Raw genomic sequence first — 20,912 nt, 5'->3', positions numbered from 1 at the left:
AAATTACTAATTTACGACAATTGATATTTATAAAAACAACCAACGAAACTTAAACTTATTGAGTGCGTTCTAGTAACTTAACTATTTGGGCTACAACCATTTCTGGCTCGTCATTTTGCGGGTAGTGATAGCTCTTATTCGTTATTACTATTTCACCTCGAGGAAAGGCATTAGCCCACTTTGAATGTAAGTCGCCCCACATTTCACGTGCTTTGTCGGTAAAAAATAATACCGATGGACTTTTATATTTTTTAACTGAGGCTATAACAGTTACTGGTATATCAGCAATTTGTGGATAATCTGGTAGCGGGCGTTTTGCCCAAAAATCTAAATACTGATTCGACATTCCATTTTTCATATCGTCGAGCTTTATTGCTGCAATTTCTTTTTCAGCGCGTGACAAATCAATCCCGCGCATAATATCTACATCGTGTTCTGATCCAGGCTCAATCAACATCAACGCTTTAACCTGATTAGGGTATGTTGCAGCAAATACACGCGCAATATAAGCACCATAAGAGTGCGCAACATACACAACAGGCTCTTTTATTTTTAGTACTTGAAGAAGTAACAAAGCCTCAGCTGCATATTCCTCAGAGCTATAATTTTTCTTTATTTGTGCAGAGCCGCCATTACCAATACGAGAATACCGTATAACTCTAGCGTGTTGAATTAGGGATTCAAAAACCGGTTCCCAATCACTTAAACCAGCAGAGCCGCCCGCTTCAAGTAAAATAGTATGTTTACCTTTACCAGCTAGCTCGTATTCAACGTCAAAGCCATTTAATTGAACTTTAGCCAGTCCAGCTAAAGCGCTAGTAGATATGAAAAGTGAGTAGAGTAATGTTATTTTTAACTTTAATTTCATTGTATTAGGTAGATCTTTCTTTTATTAAATTAACTGATTTTTTAAGTTAGTACATGCCTTTAGTATCTGCCTTAGATATTCTTGGCTATTAACTCTGCTTTCAGCAAACCACCTTTAGTAAGTAACTTAGGAGCGAAACTTGGGTTACGTTTAGATTTGTAAGCATCAAGTATTAACTTAAGACCATGCGCTTCTAGCAATGAGATATTTACTTCAGTATCCATTTCGGCGGACTCAATAAAATCATCTGAAAAGCTGGGCGCGATTATCAACACTTGTGCAACTCGTTTACCCTGGTTTTCTGCGCGAGTTACATAGGCTTTTACTTGCCGCGACGTTGTTGAATATTTGGCGAAATCTCCATTTTTACAGGTTTTTGCTTCACCTATAATTATGTCGTTATCACTTAGTGAAATTACGATATCTGCTTTATCTTTAGCAGTATTTAAATCTTTACGAAGGTCTTCGTCGATATTTAGCTCTAGTAGTTCAAAAATTGCTTTTGTGACTTCTTCAAACTTAACACCAATATCAGCTTCTGTTACATCTGCACCAACTTCCCTAAGAGTATTGATATCACGACGCGCTAATGCGTCGTAATTTTCAATTAGTTTATCGGTCGCATTAGCAAAGCTTTCTAAAATAGCAAAACGCGCATTACCACGTTTAGATAGCCCCATACTATCTCGAACTTCTCTTACTTCATCATTTGAAAGTAAATATAAAATATCATGAGGTGTGATACTCAAGGCACGTAATTTTTCAGTATCTATTATTTCATTAGCTTCAAGCTCAAATGCTTCTTTAAGCACTACTTGCATTGTTGGAAAATGTTCTTCTAATGTTTTTAGAAGCTGCTTAAATCCACTAGCGCTGAGGGAATCAAACTCCTTTTCTGTTGCACCTGATAGCGATGATAGTATTAAACTAATACGCTCATCTAAAGTAGTGCCAAGTTTTTCAGTGTCAATTTCTAAGTCTTGAATTAACTGTTTTAAGCGCTCTTTACGTTGATTTTGATTATCTTCAAGACTGTGGATATCATCTGATAGTAATCTAGCTGCGCTAAGTCCTGAATGAATAATTGTTTGAATCTTATCAGTTCGGCTTACGCCTCTTATTTTACGACCATGCGCTTTAAGTGCATTTGAAAGCTCAGCGTCAGTAAGAGTTCTGAGGATTCTTAATATATATTTATCGGCTAAATCTTTCCCTTGAATTTCATTAAGTAAAGTTACTATTTCATCTGGAATGAACACTTCTTGGCGTTTTTTACTTATAAACAATAACCCCATATCCCTCAGGCTATTTAAAGCATCCAGCACTCCATTTTTAGGAATAACATCGACTAAATGCTCTACAGCAGCGCATTCATCTGTTGTTAAATTCAACTCATCTGCAAGCACATTCAGAATGCTGCGCTCATCGTCAGTTACTTTAGCATCGCGATTATTCTTTTCATCATTAAAGTATGCTTCTTTCATGCACGCATGATAAATTTTCAAGGCGCGATTTCTTTCTAAAATACTTTCAGCTGAATTTTGTTGGATATAATCTTTAAGCTCTTTTGAGAGCCTTGATAACTCAGCCCACTCTTTCTCATAAAGCGATTCAATCCAGCTAATTCGAGCAACTCCATTCCCGTCACGGCTCAAAATATTAACTAGCAAGTTGAGTTGTGCTGTACTCATTAATATTTGATCTTTTACAGAGCATTTAAAAAAATCTCTGACGGTATGGAATAATTGGGTAATTTCGCTACCAGACGCATTTTTAATTTGACCGTCAATATTGTCTATTGTTTTAGCTAGTTTTTTATTATTCTTAGCAGCATCAGAACAAAGGCGGTCGAGACATGAAATAAATTTAGATTTTTCGACTTGGTTAACAATTGATAAAACTTGATTGAGTTTCATTTTTACAGAGTCCTTTCATATAATATAGTTACAAATGTAACAGTTAATTTTATTTGCAGCAATAAAGCCCACTTTTAAATTACTTAATTAAGTATAGGTAAGCTCTAGCCCTCAAAATTCAAAATATCTAACTAACACCTCATTTATCAGACAAACCTATAAACTCCCTCGCCCATATGCCATAATCTAAATAATTCATTATTTTAGTAACTTGGCACGTATTTAGGCGCTTTAAAGTTAACTACTCAGGGTTTTCAGCATGGCATATCAAGAGCAAAATCAAGCAACAATCTATTGGCACTACTATACGAAAAAAAACTTAAACACCTAATATTAAAAGGTATATTAATTACTAAAAATAAGTTTATACACATTTTTATACACACCTTGTAATCAATAGTAAAACTTCATTACAAAGAAGCTACCACCGAGACTTACATCAAAGATTTGATGAATGAGATTCCTAAAAATAATTTTATAAACAATAACTTGTATCCAACTAAAAAAAACAATAATAAAGGTACACTAAAAAAGGAAAGAGCAATGATAAAGTATAAAGTAAATGTGGATAATCAAGAATTTAACGTAACATTGAAGAGTAATAATTCAGATAAAGTAAAACGTCAAAGAGCACAGCTTGAGTCAATTGGACGTTTTTTAAAAAAGCACCCTACTTTATTCCTTACAATAGTGAGTGGATATATATCGATAAGCGGCTTAGCTACACTCTGGATGATTTTTAATAAGGAGAACATAAACCTTTTTGATTACGCCTCAATTTCTGATTTTTTCTTTGGTTTTTTTGCAATAAACCTTGGGCCATTAACTGTGTTAGCAGCTATTGTATTTATCACTATAGCTACGGTTTCCTACTACCATCAACATTGGGTAATGTATTGGCCTATAGTTGTTAGTTATTTAGTATTTGCTCCTATTACAGCACCTTATTTCTTGTACGAATCATATACACAGTGTCCTTCAAAATTTGATAAATACGATGTTGAATACCGGATGCCAGGACTTACACCAGAACCAAACATCACATTAATAGCTAGCCTGTCTAATTATAAAATATTCAAAAAAGGGTATACTAATTATGATACTCCTAGTGCGGATTGTTATATTCCGAAGTCTACTGAAAAAGGTAGAACAAGCGTGATAGCAATAAATGATGGGGCAATAGCCTCAATGAAATTTCACCCAAAGTTCTAGCGGTTCTGTTACTTTTAAAACTAAGTAATCTGTCAACTATTTGAGATTTTTATTATTAACTTACTACTCTACTATTGGCTTTAATATACTTTTCAAATCACTTGCTGTTGATTTGTGGCCTGTAAATTCGCCTTGTGTAATTGGTGGCCCTGCTCCCTGATCTTTATGGCCGTGGGTTTCTAAACTTTGATTTATGTCTTTTACTAGGCTTATTAAATCAAGGAGAACTTGAGCCACGTTTACTGAGCTGTCACCCAACCAAACTGTTTTTCCTTCGACCTTTGCTAGTTCGGTGGCTTTGGCGTGGAGGGTTTTTAGTGTGGTTAGGTTCATGTTTTCGGTGGCTTTAATATCTACCTGCTTTTTACTGCCTAGCAATAACCCTTCAAGTGCAATTATTAAGGCTTTTTCGCCGACCACGGTTTTTAATGCGCCCATGACTTCGTTGATTTGATTACCATCTATTTTTGCAATGTCGTGGCTGTCTATGCTGCAGGTGCGTTGGTGATAGTTTTGTTCGCTTTTGCGTGCTGCTGTTTTGCTCGTGTCGCTGGTTTGGGTTATGTCGCCGTCGGTTGTGGTGTGCCAGTTGCCGTCACGGCCTTGTATCTTGCTGCGGCTATTTTGCTGTAGCGTAACATCGGTGCGTTTGTGCTCGGGCACTAAACTTTGCCATGGTAATAAACTGGTGATGACGGGATGGCTGTTTAGGCCATCGATGTATTGTATTAAACACTGCATGCCTGGCATTGGTTCGTTCAACAAACCGTGATCGGATGCTTGCCCTGTGCCGAGTGTTACTTGCTCAAATACAGGCACGATTAATGGCTCATTTGTGAGCGGGTTTAATAGCTGTACGTCGGCCGCTTTTAGTGGCCTAAACGCGGTGCTGATTGCTGCGGCGTCACTTGGTAGGTCGTATATTTTTTCGATACGTGCAAGTTGCGGCAGGTGTTTACGTTCGCTTAGTTCTGGGAAGTAGCGCTGTATTAGGCGTTTAATGGCTTGTTTGACCATCGTATGTGCATCCTGTCGTTGATTAGGGTTGTTTCGGTTATGTGCCGGCCGTTTATTTGTATGCCTGGTCTTAATTTTGGAATGGCTATTAGCTCGCCGGTGGTTGAGCTTTGGGCTGTTATTGTATGCTCTGGAAAATCGTTTATTGCTGCAAGCAGCCAGCGGGAGTCGTGCCAACTACCGACAAATATTTTGCCATCGGGGCGTTGTTGAAATATAAAATCACTAATGCCCCATGCTTTGCCTATTTGCTTTAGCGCTTCAATACCTGTGCCGCTATGGTAAAACGCGGGTATCGTTTTATTTAAATAGCTGGCGTTTTCAGGTGTCACAAATTCAACACCGAGCTTTGCCAATTCATCAAGCACCGCTTTGATTGTTGCATGGCGAACTGCAAGGGGGCAGTGAAACTTAATGCGCCGAGTAATTCGCGACAAGTTAAATACCAACGGCCGTTTGCCTGGTGTTTTGATTCGATAACGCCGAGAAAATACGGGACCATATTATCTAGTGTGTAACCTAAATGCAGTTCGACTAATCCGCTTGGCACTTCCTCTGTCACTATTTCAAACTTTGCACGACCAGTGCTGGCTATATCAAGTTGTACGCTTTTAGTAACGATGCTCGTTACTGGTTTACCTCCAATGGTTAGCGTATCGGATAGGCGGGTACTCATGGCCCCTCCACTGCAGCAAATTTACTTTGTACATCGTTATTTGAAGTGACCGCTTGTGACTGTGCATTTTGGTTTGCTGTACCATCTAGCTGTTGTTGCTCACGCTCTGATACGGACTGTACTTCAATAAGTTTAAAGGTGATTTGCCATGCGCGCTTTTCTTCAAGCTCTACTGCCTTTACCTCGCCATCAAATTTGGCTTTACGTATTTTATAGGCCTCTGCTAATGCATTATTAATTGTGTAAATAATACGGGCGCCGTTTTCATCAAGTGCTTTCGCTTTGCTAATAAGTAATGCTAAAGCCCCCTCTTCATTGAGCGGTATTTTAGTGCTCACAGTTAACATGCCAGGCTTAACACCTTGATCGCTAATGAGCGCAAAACTTCCCATGCCTGACATATCGCCGCCGGCTAATTTAATACCAGCATTGACCCGCGTTTCATACCCGGGGATATTCCAGCCATCTAACGATATGCTCATAACACCTCTTTAATATGATTAAGCTCGCTTGGTTCGCCAACAAATAAACACATCGCCCAATAGTTATGCTCATTGCCTTTGCTAGCAACTGAGTCAGCTAGCTGCTTTGCTGTGCCGGCTGTTATTAATTGCATATCGACCCCGCTACTTTGAGCAGTAAATTGCGCCTGATTTAGTCGCTCGTCGCGTGCTGTTTTTAGCTCAACGGTTTGAGTCAATGCATCGTCAATGGTGTTTATTAATTGCTTGCCACTGTCGTTTACAGTAGCAATTTCGTCCGCTATTTGTTGCTCACGTATTGGCGTTAAGTTTTGCAATGTGTTTATTTGCCATTCGATACTTTGGCCGTCATAGGTTACGAGCTGAGCTTGCTAGCCAGTGCGGCAGGGTCATTTGCGCTAACAGATAAGAGCAGCGCGCTATATTGTGCTGGCTTATCTGTGCGTGAGCCGTCTTTTATTGCCGATGCAAGTAACTGCGCGCCCATTTGCATTGAGCAAGGGGCGGCTGTTTGGTGATAACAAAGCGCAACGTTATGCATTTTCAGGCAATGGGTAACGGGCTTTTATTTCAGCTACTTTATCTTGCCACTTTTGATGTGACTCAGCTGTGCTATCAAATTGTGACTCCATAAATAACGGATCAGATTCTGCTTTGTATGCAGCTTGGCGTTTTGCTGTATTTTGGCTCAGTTCATAGTGCTGCTGATTTAAAACCGATTCGATTTGCTCTGCATCCATGCCTAAGTTTTGCATGTACACACCCGTTGTATTGCTGTGGCTTACGCCTTTATATATGTATGAAAACATAGTTGTTCCTTTTAATATTTTGATAAGCGCGATATAAAATCGCGCATGCGCGAGTTCAATTTTAATAATCAATTACGCAAAGAAAGCGGGACGAAAACCGATGCTACTAATAGCCGATGTCCGCGCATTACTCAAACCAAGAGCCCCTAGCCCTGCACCGGAACCATTGAGCCAAAGTCCACCACGTAATGGAAATCTATTACCGTAGTTTCTACAATAGATTGCCCCCGATACTGTTGTAGTTGATTCTGATTCAATCAATAACCTGCGTAAAACCTCCGCTTTTTGATAAGTCTCTGATTTTATAATTGCGGCAAAGTGGCTATTGTCTAGGTATGGATTATTACTATTATCATCGCCTAGCGGGCCATTTCTGTTTGTGATTCGGCTATTTAATATTGGAGAGCCTGCATTAACAGTACCTCCCGTGTTATCTACAGGTGAATCAAAATAAGCTGCATGCCTAATCCAATTCTCTTCTACAATTTCTGGGTTGTTATCTAACGTAGTGATCACTTGGCCTTCACTTAGCATCATTTGATCTAGCCACTCCCACACGTTACCTACTAGGTCTTGAATGCCCCACTCTGTGTGGTCGTGCGACCATGTTGCTGGGCCTTTACCTGTGTCAGTTCTGGCAAGTCCTGATGTATCTCCGGGTAAACCATTATCTGACCGACGAGCTGTTTCTAATTTGTTTTCATGGCTTCGGCCATAATTTGTGTTACCGCGCGGCACAGTGTCGTTAGCTAGTGACCATAGCGCGATTGCTGCCCATTCATGGATGCTCATCATATGCCAGCCTTCACCTTTGTTGTTACACAGTGCTTTTGCTACATCATAATTAACTGATGTACGTGGTTGCACACCACCAATTACGCTACAGCCGCCATTGGCGCCTGATGATGCTAGGTATTTTGCAATTAGCACTTCGCCCATTTGCTCGCCGTTGCGTTGGAACATGGTTGGCGTGCCTGTGCCTAGCATTAAGTCAACGCCCAAACGATCAAGAATGGCTTGGTTAATGTCTTCGTAGTTAAAGCGCGGGATACGCACCATTACATTTGGGTTTCCCTGATCATCAATTACTATAGTGTTACGCCCACCTGATGCATCTTCAATTGCTTTTCGATAGCCGGCTGATGCAACGATTGCTAGCTCTGCTGAATTTTCAGCTACTTGCTTGTCTAACTCGTTTTTTTACCTGCGTAATCGCTGGCTAGTTGCGCTGTTTTATTATCGATTTCTGCAGCTTTGCTTTCTATCGCCGTGACTACGCGGTCTGCCGCGCTTACAATTTCATTTATTTGGTCAATACTCATCATAGTTCCTTAGTAAATACGGTAAAATCTGACATTAAGAAAAAATTACGCAACGTGCGGTACATGTTGTTTACCTGCGCGGTTGCTGTTGTGGTTGACAATGCGTTTAGCGCATCAATTTGTGGGCTGTAATCAAACATCCACGATTGTGCAGGAATGGTGATCCGCGCTAATGCCGCAGCCGCTGCAAACTTCAATACAAACGAGCGGTTGTGTACATTGTTTACGCCCTGGCGCTTGCGCTGTAATGGCAAGTAATCAATGGCTAGCAATGTACCGTCTTGTGTTACCAACCCAATCCAGTTGTAGTCGAAGTCGCCTATCTCTTGCTCTAACACAACAGCCCAAGCAACCGTGTTTGAGTCAACATAACCAGACACATCAATATTGCGACGGTGCACAATTTGTAAATTACTGGGCATTTTTTCGTTTGGGTTGCGCTCTGCGCTTTCGTTTAGATTAGGAATGTTTGCTAACACTAATTCTTTAACATCGAGCCCTGTGTTTTGCAGCGCGCGGGTTGTGATGTAACTTTTGCCGGCGTTAGTCATAATGCCGGTGATCGCTTGGGTCATAGTGGCTCCTTGGCGATACTTACACCGCCCTCTTTACTTAAAAATCCATAGTGATGATGTACGGCAATAACATGCTGTACATCGGTGGTGATTGCTTGGGGATGTGTATTACTTACAAGGTTGTCACACCCTAGAAATTGATACAGCTGCTCGAATGGCAATACGTGTTTTACATCGTGCGTAACTGCATACAGTGGCGCTTCGCAGCTTTCATTTTGCAAATCAGTAAAACCATAACTGAATTGTTGCTGCGCTTTATTTTGTGCCGCTAAATGCAGTGGGTGATCAATATGGCAGCTATCCCACTGCACATGCGTTAATCCTAAGCTCAGCGACACATCCGCTTTATTATGCACAGTTAATTCGTAGCGTCGGCATGTGCGGCCGTAGAGCTGTATTAGCTCAGGGAGTAAATCTGTATTACCTGCAAGCGTTGAGTCAGACATATCAATGGCAATAATGTCCCAATCTCGCCCATCAATACGCTCACGCACATTGAGCACTTCTAACCCTAAGCGGTCGAAAATACTTCTTACGGATGCCATTTCACCGGCGTCAATAGTATTAACTAATGCATGCTGTACGCGTTTTCTGTATAGCTCTATGGGTTCATCATCTAGTCGGGTAGTTAGCCGCTCCCATGCTAGGAACCCTAATACAGGCTCTTCATTTTTTAACTCGTCTTTTTGGTTCACTGCCCACATAACATAGTCGCGCGATTGCTCCCAGTAGCCTGTGGCCGCTTTTACAAGTTTTTCGGCGTAGCCTTTGTTTAACCAGGTGGCGATTTCTTTAGCCATTTGCCACCTCGTTAACGGTTAATGATGTAAGTACCGGTAACCAGTTGGCGGCGGTTATGTCGTCAATATCAAACTTGATTGACTGCAGCTCACTAAATTGTTCATGGCACTGTGTTATTAATTGACTAATGCTGAACACAGTTTGATGCGTTACGCGTGTGGGTGCATACGCTGCATTTTGACGAAATGCGGCTTGTATAAACGTGGTTAAGTCGTCTTGAATAGCGTGGCTGTTGTCATGTAACTTATAGGTTGCGGTGATATCAAACCCGTTGGTTGCCATAGCGTAAACCATAAAGTCATCCCCTAAACCATGGTGGCCTGCGGTACGAATATGTTGGTTAATGGCACTCAATAGAGCTGTTGGTACAGGGCCAACATCTAAGTAAATATACGCATCAGCCGTGCCTGGTCCACGTGGTGCATTGGTTAGTATTTCAATGTTATCTATTGGTACAGCAAAGCTAGCAATAATTTGTTTGTAAACAGCATTGATATGCCAGCGGGAAGCAGTACCAAATACGTTACGAATGCGTCGGCGATAATGCTCAGTGTCTTCGTCATCAGAGCCTGGCTTAATTAACCAATCATCATTGTTGGTTACGGTGACCCCTTCTTGTTGCTCAGTAAAGTATCGGTAAGCCTCTGCGGGTAAATTATAAGCTGCACCGGTTTCATAGGCTTCAGCCAATGCATACGCAGTGCGTTGCCCTTGTTCAAAATACACATCCTGTAAAAGTATAAGCTTATACACTTTATCGCCTAGCACATCGGTTACCACTGCGGTTCCTGCCACAATGGAACTTTCGCCCTCGTCGCTTTCGCGTGTAAACGTTAATAATCCCTGTGCTTTTACGCCCGCTTGAATAAACACATTACGTGCAGGGCCATGGCGTTCAATCAGTGCAACTCGGCTTGCTGTCATAATGAATAAGTCAGGCATTAGCTGCGTTGCTAGCCAATTAAACAGCTGCACGACTGGCTTTGTTAGCAACGCTTCAACGGTTCGCCAAAATGGGCCAAAGGGTGAATTGTTGGCAACTTGTATGTTTTGCTCTTTTAACTGTGCTTGCCACTGCGCTTGCGCTGTTTGCTCATCCATTGGCAAACCTGCATTTTGCATTAGGGTTTTAAAGTCCACTTTGTAGGCTCCCGTATTGGCGCGTTTGCGCGGTGATACTTAATGTGCCGTCGTCATTTCGGTACACTTTTATAGTGCCAGGCTTAATCCGATTGTCTTGCTCGGTTAGTAATTCGAGCTCGGTTAAAATGGGCGCAATGCCGTTTTTATTGCGCAGGCCAATCAGCTTTATGAGTAAACCGCTTTCTAAAATTCGATGTTTTATATCTTGCGCCACTACATTAGACTTACTTAATGTGCTGGGTGTTAGCGAGTCATTAAGTACAAAATCATTATCCTCAACGGCTAAATCTATGTGCAGTGCAATATCAAAGTTCATCAGCTTGCTAGCTCCATCATTTGTTCAAAGCTTTGCGCTAAGTCGTCAGATTTAATCGTTAAGTTGTCTATGTGCACACGCTTGCTGTTATCGCTCTCGCTTGAACTGCTCTGGCTGGTGCTGCTCGTTAGGCTTTGTAAAAACGCTGATTTTTGTACTTTGGCTTTATAACTATTCGTGTGTTGTTGCTCAGTATTTAACTGCTCAACGCTGTACGCGTTCGCTGTGTTAGTAATTGCCTGATCTGTTTTGACCATTGGCAATCGTTGTAATGGCGCTGCACCTTGATTAAAGCGGGCGAGTTGTTCATATTTTTGACTATAAACAGGTGAATTGGCCGCGTTAGTAAAATAATTAGCTGTGCGTGTATTGCCATTTTCTATCGCTGATTGTGTTACGAACTGTGTTGATTGTGCATTGTGGCCAACATCGTTATGTGTAGATGGGCTGCTTTGTAATACTGAGTTAGTCGCGCTGTTATTAATGTTGCCCGTTGTTGAATAAGCAGCATCGCTTGCAACCATGGTTACTGCGCTGGTTTGTGCCAAAACCTTATTTGTTTGGTTTGTAGCAATACTACTTTGTAATGCTGGGTTAACTACACTATGCGTTGTTGCGCTTGCAAAATAAGCAGCATCGTTTGCTGAAGCATTGTTATTAATAGCGGTGTTTACAGGCGCGATATTGGTTAATCTATTCGCCACAGTTGAACTTACATAGCGGTTATTTAATGTGTTCGTTTGTGCCAACGCGCTATTTGTTTGCTCAATGGCATTACTGCTCTGTAATGTTGAGTTAATAGCATTATTAGTTTGACCTTTGTTTAACTGCGTTCGACTCAAATACGTAACATCATTCACTGCACCATAGTTAGTGCTGGCTTTATTGCCTGGTACTTGGGCGGCTTTGTTGATCACAGCTTGGCCGTAGTCGCGGCTGAACGCTTGATCTGCATTTTGCATGACTAAATTGCTAGGCTGCGCACGGTTAATGTTTTCGTGTGTTGAGGTCGCTTCTGTTTTTATTTTTGCCTCGGTATCGTGAATCAGACCGAGCTTTTCGAGCACCCATTTTACGCTATCAATCACCCCATTAAAGGCCGCTTTAACACTATCAAACACCGCCATTAATACTTTTCCCCATGCGGTATTTTGAAACGCAGCCACTAAATCATCCCAGTAATAGATAAGCGCACCAACCGCCGCGATGAGCGCAATAACACCCGCCACTACCCACGTAATTGGGTTTGCCCAAAGCGCGGCATTGAATAACCATGTAGCCGCTTGGCCTGCGAGCATAACCGCTTTAAATGTACCCAAGGCAATGGCCGCCGCGCCCATCGTTGCAATGAGTGATAAAAAACCCAATACACGTAACGCAATGAGTGCGCCCTGCCATAATTTAGTTATCACAGTTAAACCCATTGTGAGCGCACCACTTGTTATCAGCGCCATTTTGTATAGGCCCATCATGAACATGACCACGCCATAAATAGAGATAAGCGCCACAATGCCCACTACAAGTGTTGCAATCACACTGGATAAAATCGGAAAACGCTCAGTTAACGAGACAATACCCGCAAAGCCTGCTGAGAGTAATTCTATAAAGGGTTCCACAACGGGAAGTAAACGACTGCCCATTGCCGTAGCGGCCGCATTAAACGAACCGCCTAATCTATCCCAAGGGCTGGCAATAATATTGGCCATTTCGATTGCTTTGGAGCTGTCTTGCACGTTTTCAAAAACGGTGATGCCGTCTTTTAGCTTATCAACTTTGGTACTCAATACATCAACGGCTTTTGCACCTTGCTTACCAAATATTTGAGTGAGTACGTCGCCACGCGCTACAGAACCCAGTGAGGATAAGCGGTTATTAATGCGCCCCAGCACTACGTCTATTGCTAGCATATCGCCGTTATCTGTGGTTAATTTTATGCCCAATGCATCTTGTGCTTTACCAATGCCTTGTAATAATGAGGCCGCTTGCGTGCCAGCCACAGAGCCTGATTTAGCAACCAGTTGCAGTTCACCCACTAACGCGAATTGTTGAGCTGAACTTAAGCCAATGTTTGTCGCGGTCGCCCCAAGGTTTGAAAACGCGGCTTGCATTTCTGCACCGGTAGTTTTGTAAAGCTGTACGGCGGTGGCGGTTTGCCCTGCGATTTGGTTTACCCAATTCGCTTTACCCATTTTATTGGCGGTCTTTTCGAAGATGCCATACATGGTGCCCATATAGCTGGTAATAGTGGCTGCGTCGGCTTTGGTTGCTACCGCTAGTATGTTTGACGTTTTGGTAAATTCAGATACCTCAAACCCATTTAAGCCGGCAATAGCTGATTGAATATCGTAAGCACTGCGGACGAACTCGGCCGAGTTACCCCCAAATTGAAAACCAAACTTATAGGCTGTTTTAGTCAGCTTTTGCAAGGCGTCGTCGGTAACGCCCAGTGATTGCACCTCGCCCAAAGCTGCTACGTGGTCAATTGCAGGCGCGAGCGATTTAGCAAGGGCGTAACCTCCACCCACGGCCGTGGTTGCTCCACGCATCATTTGATCTTGTGCAGCGGCGGTTTGCTGGCTCAGCTGATTAATTTTAGCCATGACTTTATTAACCGGGCCAGTGACTTTGTCAATGATCCCGATTGAATAAGTAAGCTTGTCTAATTTGCTGAGTGTTGCCATTAATTACTCGCCGCCTAATGCTGTGCAAATACCGTTATTTACGGCTGTTACAAAGTTTTCTTGCTGTGATGTTTCAAGGTAAAGCGCCTGTGCCAAGCTCTCGTCAGTGACTGGTACATTGCCAAAGTATTTAGCGTGGTATGCCAGTAACTGATCGAGCCTGCTTTTGCCTATTTGCTTGGCTCGGCTTTCGATTTTTTTACCGTAAAATTAAACTCAGGTTGGTATTCTTCAACAATTGCACCCACTAAAAATAACGCTGCACCCGGTTGCTGTACCAGCTCTTTGAGCTTTTTAGCGTCGGCTTCAACCACTGTGTTTAATAAAAAGTTAGTTGCTGGCTGCACCTTGTTATTTGGCTGAGTCGAGTTAATGTATTTGTTGTAGTCGGCGCCATTTACATTAAATGTGATTTCGCCAACGGGGGTTTCTAATGTGATTTTTTTCTCAAACGCCATGATCAATACTCTCTTTAATATCTGCTTGTTCTAGCAGTGTGTAGGTAAAATAAGGGCCGTACTTAGCTGCTGATTGCTCGCACAAAGCAATAAATTCATCAAAGTCATTGGGGTTTGCAAACACCTGGCAACCGGCTGACCACTTATCAACTTGGGTTGATGTGGTTTTGCTGTTTGCACGGTGGCAATTAATGCCAAAGTAACCTTGCTGTAGCTCTGCTTGGGGTGTGACGTCCGTGTCTAACTCGGTGTCTTTGTTGTTGTCACGTAGAACAACAACCGGTTTATGCTGTACAAGGGCGAGATACTTGCCCTGGTGATAACCCAACGTCCATAAGCTTTTATGCTGCCCTGCAACTAGCACTGCTGTGCCGTCTATGTTCATTGGGTTTTTACGCCAGTAAATACCGGCATCTGTTGTGGCTTTATACTGCTTTAACTGCCATTCGCTGTTTTGCTGATACAACACACAAATTGCATCGTTAAACGTGTTGGCACGGGTGTTTGTATGGCGAATGCCTATAATGTTTAGGTTTAATTCACCCTCAAATACTTTATGCCCACATGCTTGCAGGGTGCTTAGTAATGTTGTGGCAGTTAGTGTGCGAATGGCTTTAGTCATTACAAATCTCTCACTTCATCGTCAGTTAGGTATGGCACACCGTTAATTTTGACAAAATCAGGGCTAGTAATTGGACACTTGATTGATGTGGTGTCTTCTTCGCCACCATCGGCTTTAATGTTTAAAATTTCGTCCAGCTGCGGCAGGCAACCAAACGCTTCAACGTTCTTTTTACCTGCAGCTACTTCTGCATTAAACGCAATATCAAACGGTTCAATACCTTTCCAACTGCCTGCTTTTTCAGCTTGCGATTGCACGATTAACCAATTTTCATGATCAAGCTTTAGTGTTACTTCGCCTTCAACATCGCCATCAATAAAGCCCTTTGGAATACCGCGCACTTTTTTAACGGTGCGCCCATCAGTAATTTTGCAAGTCGCTTCCATAACATGAACCATCGAATCACCAATGAAGATATCGAAGTCTTTACCGCCTAGTACTTTTTGCATGTTTGCGCTCCTACTCTGCGTTATCTAACATGATCCCAACAATGATGGTGTTGGGTGAATCGATTGGTTTAACTTTAAGTACGACTTGTAAGGTGGTCGCATTCATAAACGTTAGGTTGATACTGTCGTCTTTTGGTGCGCGAATTAAACCAGGGAACTTATCGGCACCAATATTGATAGAGCGTGCCATGTCGCGCAGCGGTTTACCCATAATGCGTTTACCAAATTCAATCCCGGTGCTGCTGTTGTTTAAGCGACGATTCTTAACGTTTTGAATTCCAATAATGCGCACAGCACGTGCAGCCATATCAACAATGCGGCCAATTTCAATTTTTTGAAAATCACCGCCTTCAGCGTCCAGCATGTTTACATCGCCAAAATACGTACCATCAAAATCAGCATAAAACTGTGTACAACTAAAACGCAGCGCATCAAGTGTCGCCGTGGTTGAGTTGGTTAAGGGGTTGCCGGCGGCATCTTCTGGGTGTGGCATCAATGACATTGCCCCCGTAAGCACACGCATTGGGCTATCAGCAATAGTGACTGCGCTTTTACATAAACGCCCTGTTACTGCGCCTAGTTCATCACCGAATAGAAGCGGGATAACAGCCACACGATCGCCTACTACGCCATCGGTTAACGGTTGTAATGAAGTCACTAAATCAGGCCAACTTTGCTCAGCCGTTAAGCCAGGTGCTGCAAGTAAAAAGCGAACACGACGAGCAAGGCTCGATAAAATTTCAAGCGCTTTGGCTTGGTAGCTTTCAATGTCGGCTTTGCCTGTAACTGGCGTACAAATAACAATAATTTCAGGGCTAACATCCTGATCCATTGCTTTATCAATAAGGGCCATTACGTTATCGCCTGCGCCATGCGGGATAGCATAACCACTCACTAAGTCATCACCGTTGCGTTGCCATGCTTTTACTTGTGTTTTTAGTGGGGAGTCGGCGGCGCCGAACTCAACATCAAAATCACTTTGTGCATTAATAGATAAAATTTTGCCGTTGTTCTCACTCGCTTGACCGATAAACAACACACTGCGTTCAATCTGTTTCGTAGCGCCACTGCCTGTTTGTATGGCGGCAACGGTTACTTTACCTTGTGCCATGATCGTTCCTTTTGCTTTGCGCTACGCAACGTGCATAGCCTGGTTTAAAATAAAATTCATTTGCTGCTTTTCTTCGCCCTGCGTTTGCCCTAAAAATGAGCGGGCCGGCAAGTCAATTTGCCATGTACTCTTACTTGAGCTGCCCTTTAAATCGCGAAGTAAAAACCCTGCTTGGTTAATGCTTAAATTCTCTGTTATCCATTTAATGCTTGGGCGTTTACTGCCCTTGCCTTTACGACGCGGTATTTTGTAACCCTCGGCTATTAATGCCCTGGCTAAATTTCGCGTGGCTGGCCCTTCTTTATTTTGAGCCGCTTTACCTTTTGGCTTGCCTGCATCTAGGCTTATTCCCTCTTGGTGGGCGCGGGCTATTTTTCCGCTGTTGCCCCCTGAAAAATAAACACTGGCGTCGTTTGCACTGTGGCGAACCTTCATAAACTTTTTAAGCTTAGTGAGCATTTTCTTTTTTTACCACTTGCTCTGCCTTGCCATGTTTTGCCTGCTAAATCCGTTTGCTTGGTGATCCGCTCTTTACTGCTTTTATTCGTTGTTCGAATAACACGACGTAATATATTGCGCCGCTTATTAGGCTTGAGCTGTAAAAACGCTAATTGTTCTTTGCTGCGCCCTTCGTCAAATTTAACGTTAAGCACGGCTTACAGTGCCTTGCAGTAAAAATGATTCAGCAACCCATAGGCTTTGCTCGCCAAAGTCGTAACGGTTACCGTTTAACTCAAAAGGGCCGTTGTCTGTTTGTATTAGTTCTATGTCTTCACACAGCTGGTTAATAGTCAGCTCGACTTCATTGCTGTTGTCGTCGTTTACATCGGCGCTAAATTCAATATCGGTGCTGTCATAACGCCCGCCATTGTTTTGCAACCAAAACGATGCAAAGGCACAAATTAACGCAGCCGGCGCAAAGCATGGATTAATGCTGATCACCCCTGAGTAATAAAACCGCGCTGCCAATAACCCGTTACCATTCATTGTTTTACTACTTGGCTCTATGCGCCCGCCTTCTATCCAGCTATCAAACTGGGTATTAAGTGCCAACTTATGGCCTTGGTATTCAACGCTGGCTAAATGCTGTTTAAGCTGCTCGATTTTGCTTTTGCTCATAACAGCTCTACCGATAAATTAGGGCTTAGTGCTTGCAGTAAGCGCATGGCGTTTATGCTTTCGCGTTGCCAGTGTTCAAAGTTATCAATGGCTGATTGCGACTGTGCTGTTGCGTTTTCACGGTGTGTACTGCCAAGCTTGGATACCAATAAATTAGCTTTGGTTTTGCTATACACTGCATCGTTATAAAAAATGACTTGCTGTGCGTTTAGTGGCTCGCCATTGGTAAGCACTGCGCTTGCCAGCTCTTGGTTAATTTCGGTCTGTGCGCGCTTTAGCTTTTCAACAAGCAGCTCACTTTTGCTGGCGTATTCTTGGGCAACGGCGTAATGCTCTATAAAATAAGCCGTGCTTAATGTCGGGTAATAGCCATTGCCTGGCACATCAACATTAATGCTTTGTAAATCTGCTTGTGGCATACCGCTTAAATTCATATTGCACCTGTAAAAACACACACATTAAATTGGGTGCGGGCGCCACTTAGTCACACTGGCGACATAATTAATACTCGCACTGTGCTAAGTTGCCCGCTGGCGTTGGAGCTGTTACTCGTTAACCGTTGCTTTTAATTGCTTTGTTAACTTATCGACTAAACCTTTAACTCCAGCTTTGTCGTTAATGGCTTGGGCGTGCTCTGCAAATAACAGAGCATTACCATAGTTGTGCTGGGCTGCATCAACCTTGGCAGCAATGGCGTACAATTTACCGCCCACCACTTCAAGGCCGTTCCAGTCTTGGTTTTTTACGGTATTGATTAAGCCGCGTAGTACGTAGCTAATATCAAATAAGCCTTGCTGCTTTGATTCTGTTAGGTAGTAATTAGCGTCATCGTAGAGTTGGTCGATAACGAATGCAGGCCAATGTTTGGTATTAAATACCGTTGGCAGTGGTTGCTTTTGCTCAATCATAAACGGCAATAATTCAAGTGCTGCATCCCAGCGTTTTAAGTCAACCAACCAAATAAACACCCATGCTAAAACCGTGTTCGGGTGGCACTGGCCGCTTAGTCGATATTGATTGATATACCCTAAATAGTCTTGGCGTTCTAACGCTTCAGACTTGTAAGTTGCTTTATCTGCTATATCAGTAAATGTTTTTAATTGAGCTAAGTCAGATTCGATGGCTGCTGCATAAAGCTGGTACTCGGTTTGCTTAGTGATAGTGGTTGGCGCATGGGTACTCGTGGCTGTTGCCGCGACCGTTGGCGCTTTTTTGTCAGTGCTTGTTGGTACGCTGCTTGCTGCTTTGGCTAATGATTTTTTGACTAAGCTCATTTAAAAACACTCTTTAATGTGGTTAAAAAGACCGGCTCGAAAATTGGATTAAACAAGCCGGCCAAATGGGAATTTACCGAATATTTAAACCCAGGCGCTACCGTCTGAATTTGGTAACTTGATACTGGTTGATTCGAAATACATGACTTTTTCAAGGTCTTCTACGTAGTAGCAATCGTTTCGTGATAAGTAGTCTTCAACGCGTTTTTTCTTAGCGTTGTTTTCTACACTGGTACGCGTTGATCCTGTTTGTACGTAGTGACTTAAGTTGTCAAAGCTGGTGACTAAAATGCCACGAGCAGGGAAAAACGGAATTTTATATGTCATTAAACCGCCATAGGTATCAATCACCTGTTGCAGCTCAATCTTGGTTTTTTCACTTGGGGTATGTGCTTGCTTGGCGTACAGCTTATTTTTGTCTTGTGCTAAAAGCTCGTCGCCAATAATAGCCACCATGTTTGCACGTTTGTGCTCTGGAATACCTTGCAATGCATCGTGCACCGCTTGGTCTAAGTTTTCGTAATCGCCGCCAGCACCAATACGAATTTCGCCAGCGGTTGCGCCTTCACTAATTGCGCGCTCGGGTGCATCGCGGCGAATTAGTTGTAGCCAGCCAATGTTTACATCGTTCATCATTGGATAGGCTGTAATATCTGTGGTATCAGCTACGCGCGTACCATTCCAACCAATTTTAATAATGTCGAGCGCAATAGCCTGGCGTACGTGATTGCGATAACGATTATGAAAATCAGGGAACTTAGACCACTGATCCATTTTTACCCATGTGATATGAATGTCGCATTCAACGGGGTAACAACGGTATTCACGTTTAGCGAGCTTTGATACGTCGCGAGTTTGTCGCTCTTTGGTGTCGTCGGTTTCAACGCCTGCACGACCTGTAACGCCACCGTCTACACTCATGATCACCGATTGACCAACTAAGTCGTCTACCGGTACGGTGTTGATCATCTGTAAAAATTCAGCCGATTCATAAACAGCATCATATAAATGCTGCTCAGTTGTAGGCTCAACGTTGAACTGTTCACTCATTGATGTAACGCCGTAATTAACGGCCATGCCTGCCATAATGGCGACAAATAATTCTCTAGTTCTGGTTTTCATATTCTTTCCTGCGTTTAGCTAAGTTAAGTTAGGGTGAGTGTAATTAGTACAAATTACTGTATTTACCCTCTTCGCCTTCGGGTTCTTCGTCGGCGTCAGTGGTATCACCCGCAGGTGTTTTCAACGCTTTGGTAAACTTGTCGTTTAGTTCGTCCAATGCTGTTTTTGTTTTTAATAGCTCTTCTTTTACTTGAGCTAATTCAGTGTTTTCATCATCAGCTGGCGGCGTTTCTTCACCTTCCACTTTTGTGGTTGAAAACGAATCAAGCTTTGTGGCTAAGCCGTCTAGTTTTTTAGCAAACTCACTAAGCGGTGTGCCCAGCGCATCTTTTAATGCAGTGGCTAATTGTGTTTCGTTCATGTCGGGTTCTTCCTTTGCGAATAGTCGTTTAAAAAATGGTTTTTTAGGTGCGGCGTCGATAGGCTCACATGATCCTAAATCAACTTTTAATAAAGAGACGTCCGTGTCATCTGGCTTACTCTTACTACTGAAATGGATACGGTCGGTATAACAACTGGCTGGGTAGTCGGTCACGGCTAAACCGGTTAGGTAGGTTTTACCTGTGCCCATAAAATCGCGGCTAATTTCGATACTAAAATAAACAGCTTGATCTGCTTTGTTCAGCTCTACAAACCCTTGATTGGGCGCAAGCACTGCGTATAAGCACACAACGCCCTCTTCGTTTTCATAGGCTGCAACGCTTTCTACATCGCCCAACATGCCGGGAATATCTACGTTATGAAGATTTTTAGCGGCCCAACCTGACCAGTTAAATTCGTGATCAATATTAATACGTGCACCGTATTTACGCGGGTTATAGGTTTCTACAATGTCGGCTACGTCTTGCTCTGATATTTCGCGGCCGTCAACGGTCATACCTACAGCGGCAATCGATAACGGTTTAGTACGTAGTTGACCTGGCATAAACAACCCTTTTT

The 20,912-nt window shown here is 42.7% G+C and carries 27 protein-coding genes and 1 pseudogene; 1 reads left to right on the top strand and 27 read right to left on the bottom strand.

The window, feature by feature from the left end:
- Nucleotides 1-55 precede the first annotated feature (55 nt).
- Both P4S65_RS11825 and P4S65_RS11820 read right to left on the bottom strand, forming a co-directional pair.
- On the bottom strand, nucleotides 56-868 hold the full coding sequence (locus P4S65_RS11825) for an alpha/beta fold hydrolase (RefSeq protein ID WP_096792881.1): 813 nt from the start codon (nucleotides 866-868) through the stop codon (nucleotides 56-58).
- A gap of 71 nt (nucleotides 869-939) precedes the next feature.
- Nucleotides 940-2,784 (bottom strand): hypothetical protein, encoded by a 1,845-nt coding sequence (locus P4S65_RS11820; protein WP_007378126.1) that lies wholly within the window; start codon nucleotides 2,782-2,784, stop codon nucleotides 940-942.
- A gap of 450 nt (nucleotides 2,785-3,234) precedes the next feature.
- On the opposite strand from P4S65_RS11820, the gene P4S65_RS11815 reads away from it, so the two are divergent.
- A complete protein-coding gene (locus tag P4S65_RS11815) occupies nucleotides 3,235-3,996 on the top strand; it encodes a hypothetical protein (protein WP_337120221.1) in 762 nt (253 codons plus the stop codon).
- 63 nt (nucleotides 3,997-4,059) lie between these two features.
- On the opposite strand, the gene P4S65_RS11810 is transcribed toward P4S65_RS11815, so the two are convergent.
- The 25 genes and pseudogenes from P4S65_RS11810 to P4S65_RS11695 all read right to left on the bottom strand — a co-directional run bounded on the left by P4S65_RS11810 (nucleotide 4,060) and on the right by P4S65_RS11695 (nucleotide 20,898).
- Entirely contained in the window at nucleotides 4,060-5,013 is a 954-nt protein-coding gene (locus P4S65_RS11810) for a hypothetical protein (protein WP_337120220.1), read from the bottom strand.
- Nucleotides 4,986-5,689: pseudogene (locus P4S65_RS11805) on the bottom strand (hypothetical protein). Before P4S65_RS11805 ends, P4S65_RS11810 begins: the two are co-directional and overlap by 28 nt.
- The gene (locus P4S65_RS11800; protein ID WP_008135615.1) at nucleotides 5,686-6,171 is read right to left on the bottom strand and encodes a baseplate complex protein; all 486 of its coding nucleotides are present in this window, start codon (nucleotides 6,169-6,171) and stop codon (nucleotides 5,686-5,688) included. Before P4S65_RS11800 ends, P4S65_RS11805 begins: the two are co-directional and overlap by 4 nt.
- Nucleotides 6,168-6,488, bottom strand: a complete 321-nt coding sequence (locus P4S65_RS11795; RefSeq protein ID WP_337120219.1) for a hypothetical protein — start codon at nucleotides 6,486-6,488, stop codon at nucleotides 6,168-6,170. The genes P4S65_RS11800 and P4S65_RS11795 overlap by 4 nt, the downstream gene beginning before the upstream one ends.
- Before the next feature lie 38 nt (nucleotides 6,489-6,526).
- On the bottom strand, nucleotides 6,527-6,712 hold the full coding sequence (locus tag P4S65_RS11790; RefSeq protein ID WP_337120218.1) for a hypothetical protein: 186 nt from the start codon (nucleotides 6,710-6,712) through the stop codon (nucleotides 6,527-6,529).
- Nucleotides 6,705-6,980 carry a hypothetical protein gene (locus P4S65_RS11785; RefSeq protein WP_033040804.1) on the bottom strand — a complete coding sequence of 92 codons (276 nt, stop codon included), beginning with the start codon at nucleotides 6,978-6,980 and terminating at the stop codon, nucleotides 6,705-6,707. Before P4S65_RS11785 ends, P4S65_RS11790 begins: the two co-directional genes overlap by 8 nt.
- A gap of 72 nt (nucleotides 6,981-7,052) precedes the next feature.
- Nucleotides 7,053-8,039: an SUMF1/EgtB/PvdO family nonheme iron enzyme gene (locus tag P4S65_RS11780; protein WP_337120217.1), complete on the bottom strand. Its 987-nt coding sequence runs from the start codon at nucleotides 8,037-8,039 to the stop codon at nucleotides 7,053-7,055.
- Nucleotides 8,040-8,167: 128 nt separating this feature from the next.
- Complete coding sequence (locus P4S65_RS11775) at nucleotides 8,168-8,305, bottom strand: hypothetical protein (RefSeq protein WP_337120216.1); 138 nt, start codon at nucleotides 8,303-8,305, stop codon at nucleotides 8,168-8,170.
- Complete coding sequence (locus tag P4S65_RS11770; RefSeq protein ID WP_337120215.1) at nucleotides 8,302-8,877, bottom strand: phage tail-collar fiber domain-containing protein; 576 nt, start codon at nucleotides 8,875-8,877, stop codon at nucleotides 8,302-8,304. The genes P4S65_RS11775 and P4S65_RS11770 overlap by 4 nt, the downstream gene beginning before the upstream one ends.
- Nucleotides 8,874-9,677, bottom strand: coding sequence for a hypothetical protein (locus P4S65_RS11765; RefSeq protein WP_337120214.1), 804 nt, complete (start codon nucleotides 9,675-9,677; stop codon nucleotides 8,874-8,876). The genes P4S65_RS11770 and P4S65_RS11765 overlap by 4 nt, the downstream gene beginning before the upstream one ends.
- Complete coding sequence (locus P4S65_RS11760; protein WP_337120213.1) at nucleotides 9,670-10,818, bottom strand: baseplate J/gp47 family protein; 1,149 nt, start codon at nucleotides 10,816-10,818, stop codon at nucleotides 9,670-9,672. Before P4S65_RS11760 ends, P4S65_RS11765 begins: the two co-directional genes overlap by 8 nt.
- Nucleotides 10,808-11,137 (bottom strand): DUF2590 family protein, encoded by a 330-nt coding sequence (locus tag P4S65_RS11755; protein ID WP_007378137.1) that lies wholly within the window; start codon nucleotides 11,135-11,137, stop codon nucleotides 10,808-10,810. The genes P4S65_RS11760 and P4S65_RS11755 overlap by 11 nt, the downstream gene beginning before the upstream one ends.
- Nucleotides 11,137-13,818 carry a phage tail tape measure protein gene (locus P4S65_RS11750; protein WP_337120212.1) on the bottom strand — a complete coding sequence of 894 codons (2,682 nt, stop codon included), beginning with the start codon at nucleotides 13,816-13,818 and terminating at the stop codon, nucleotides 11,137-11,139. The genes P4S65_RS11755 and P4S65_RS11750 overlap by 1 nt, the downstream gene beginning before the upstream one ends.
- A 3-nt stretch (nucleotides 13,819-13,821) precedes the next feature.
- Nucleotides 13,822-13,965, bottom strand: a complete 144-nt coding sequence (locus tag P4S65_RS21915; protein ID WP_404936135.1) for a DUF6890 family protein — start codon at nucleotides 13,963-13,965, stop codon at nucleotides 13,822-13,824.
- A gap of 23 nt (nucleotides 13,966-13,988) precedes the next feature.
- Complete coding sequence (locus tag P4S65_RS11745; RefSeq protein ID WP_007378140.1) at nucleotides 13,989-14,276, bottom strand: putative phage tail assembly chaperone; 288 nt, start codon at nucleotides 14,274-14,276, stop codon at nucleotides 13,989-13,991.
- Complete coding sequence (locus P4S65_RS11740) at nucleotides 14,266-14,898, bottom strand: hypothetical protein (RefSeq protein ID WP_337120211.1); 633 nt, start codon at nucleotides 14,896-14,898, stop codon at nucleotides 14,266-14,268. The genes P4S65_RS11745 and P4S65_RS11740 overlap by 11 nt, the downstream gene beginning before the upstream one ends.
- The gene (locus tag P4S65_RS11735) at nucleotides 14,898-15,347 is read right to left on the bottom strand and encodes a phage protein (RefSeq protein WP_033040793.1); all 450 of its coding nucleotides are present in this window, start codon (nucleotides 15,345-15,347) and stop codon (nucleotides 14,898-14,900) included. Before P4S65_RS11735 ends, P4S65_RS11740 begins: the two co-directional genes overlap by 1 nt.
- 10 nt (nucleotides 15,348-15,357) lie before the next feature.
- Entirely contained in the window at nucleotides 15,358-16,458 is a 1,101-nt protein-coding gene (locus P4S65_RS11730; protein ID WP_337120210.1) for a DUF2586 domain-containing protein, read from the bottom strand.
- 21 nt (nucleotides 16,459-16,479) lie between these two features.
- Nucleotides 16,480-16,917 (bottom strand): hypothetical protein, encoded by a 438-nt coding sequence (locus P4S65_RS11725; RefSeq protein ID WP_337120209.1) that lies wholly within the window; start codon nucleotides 16,915-16,917, stop codon nucleotides 16,480-16,482.
- The gene (locus P4S65_RS11720; RefSeq protein ID WP_337120208.1) at nucleotides 16,890-17,111 is read right to left on the bottom strand and encodes a hypothetical protein; all 222 of its coding nucleotides are present in this window, start codon (nucleotides 17,109-17,111) and stop codon (nucleotides 16,890-16,892) included. Before P4S65_RS11720 ends, P4S65_RS11725 begins: the two co-directional genes overlap by 28 nt.
- Nucleotides 17,104-17,577: a phage tail protein gene (locus P4S65_RS11715; RefSeq protein ID WP_337120207.1), complete on the bottom strand. Its 474-nt coding sequence runs from the start codon at nucleotides 17,575-17,577 to the stop codon at nucleotides 17,104-17,106. Before P4S65_RS11715 ends, P4S65_RS11720 begins: the two co-directional genes overlap by 8 nt.
- Complete coding sequence (locus P4S65_RS11710; RefSeq protein WP_337120206.1) at nucleotides 17,574-18,011, bottom strand: phage head protein; 438 nt, start codon at nucleotides 18,009-18,011, stop codon at nucleotides 17,574-17,576. The genes P4S65_RS11715 and P4S65_RS11710 overlap by 4 nt, the downstream gene beginning before the upstream one ends.
- Nucleotides 18,012-18,122: 111 nt before the next feature.
- Nucleotides 18,123-18,851 (bottom strand): phage terminase small subunit, encoded by a 729-nt coding sequence (gene gpM, locus P4S65_RS11705; protein WP_337120205.1) that lies wholly within the window; start codon nucleotides 18,849-18,851, stop codon nucleotides 18,123-18,125.
- Nucleotides 18,852-18,935: 84 nt separating this feature from the next.
- On the bottom strand, nucleotides 18,936-19,973 hold the full coding sequence (locus P4S65_RS11700; protein ID WP_337120204.1) for a phage major capsid protein, P2 family: 1,038 nt from the start codon (nucleotides 19,971-19,973) through the stop codon (nucleotides 18,936-18,938).
- A 43-nt stretch (nucleotides 19,974-20,016) separates the two neighbouring features.
- Nucleotides 20,017-20,898 (bottom strand): GPO family capsid scaffolding protein, encoded by an 882-nt coding sequence (locus P4S65_RS11695; RefSeq protein WP_337120203.1) that lies wholly within the window; start codon nucleotides 20,896-20,898, stop codon nucleotides 20,017-20,019.
- Nucleotides 20,899-20,912: the final 14 nt, after the last annotated feature.

The organism is Pseudoalteromonas sp. B131b (assembly GCF_037162545.1).
Lineage (GTDB): Bacteria > Pseudomonadota > Gammaproteobacteria > Enterobacterales > Alteromonadaceae > Pseudoalteromonas > Pseudoalteromonas fuliginea.
This window is presented reverse-complemented; position numbering and strand designations above follow the sequence as displayed.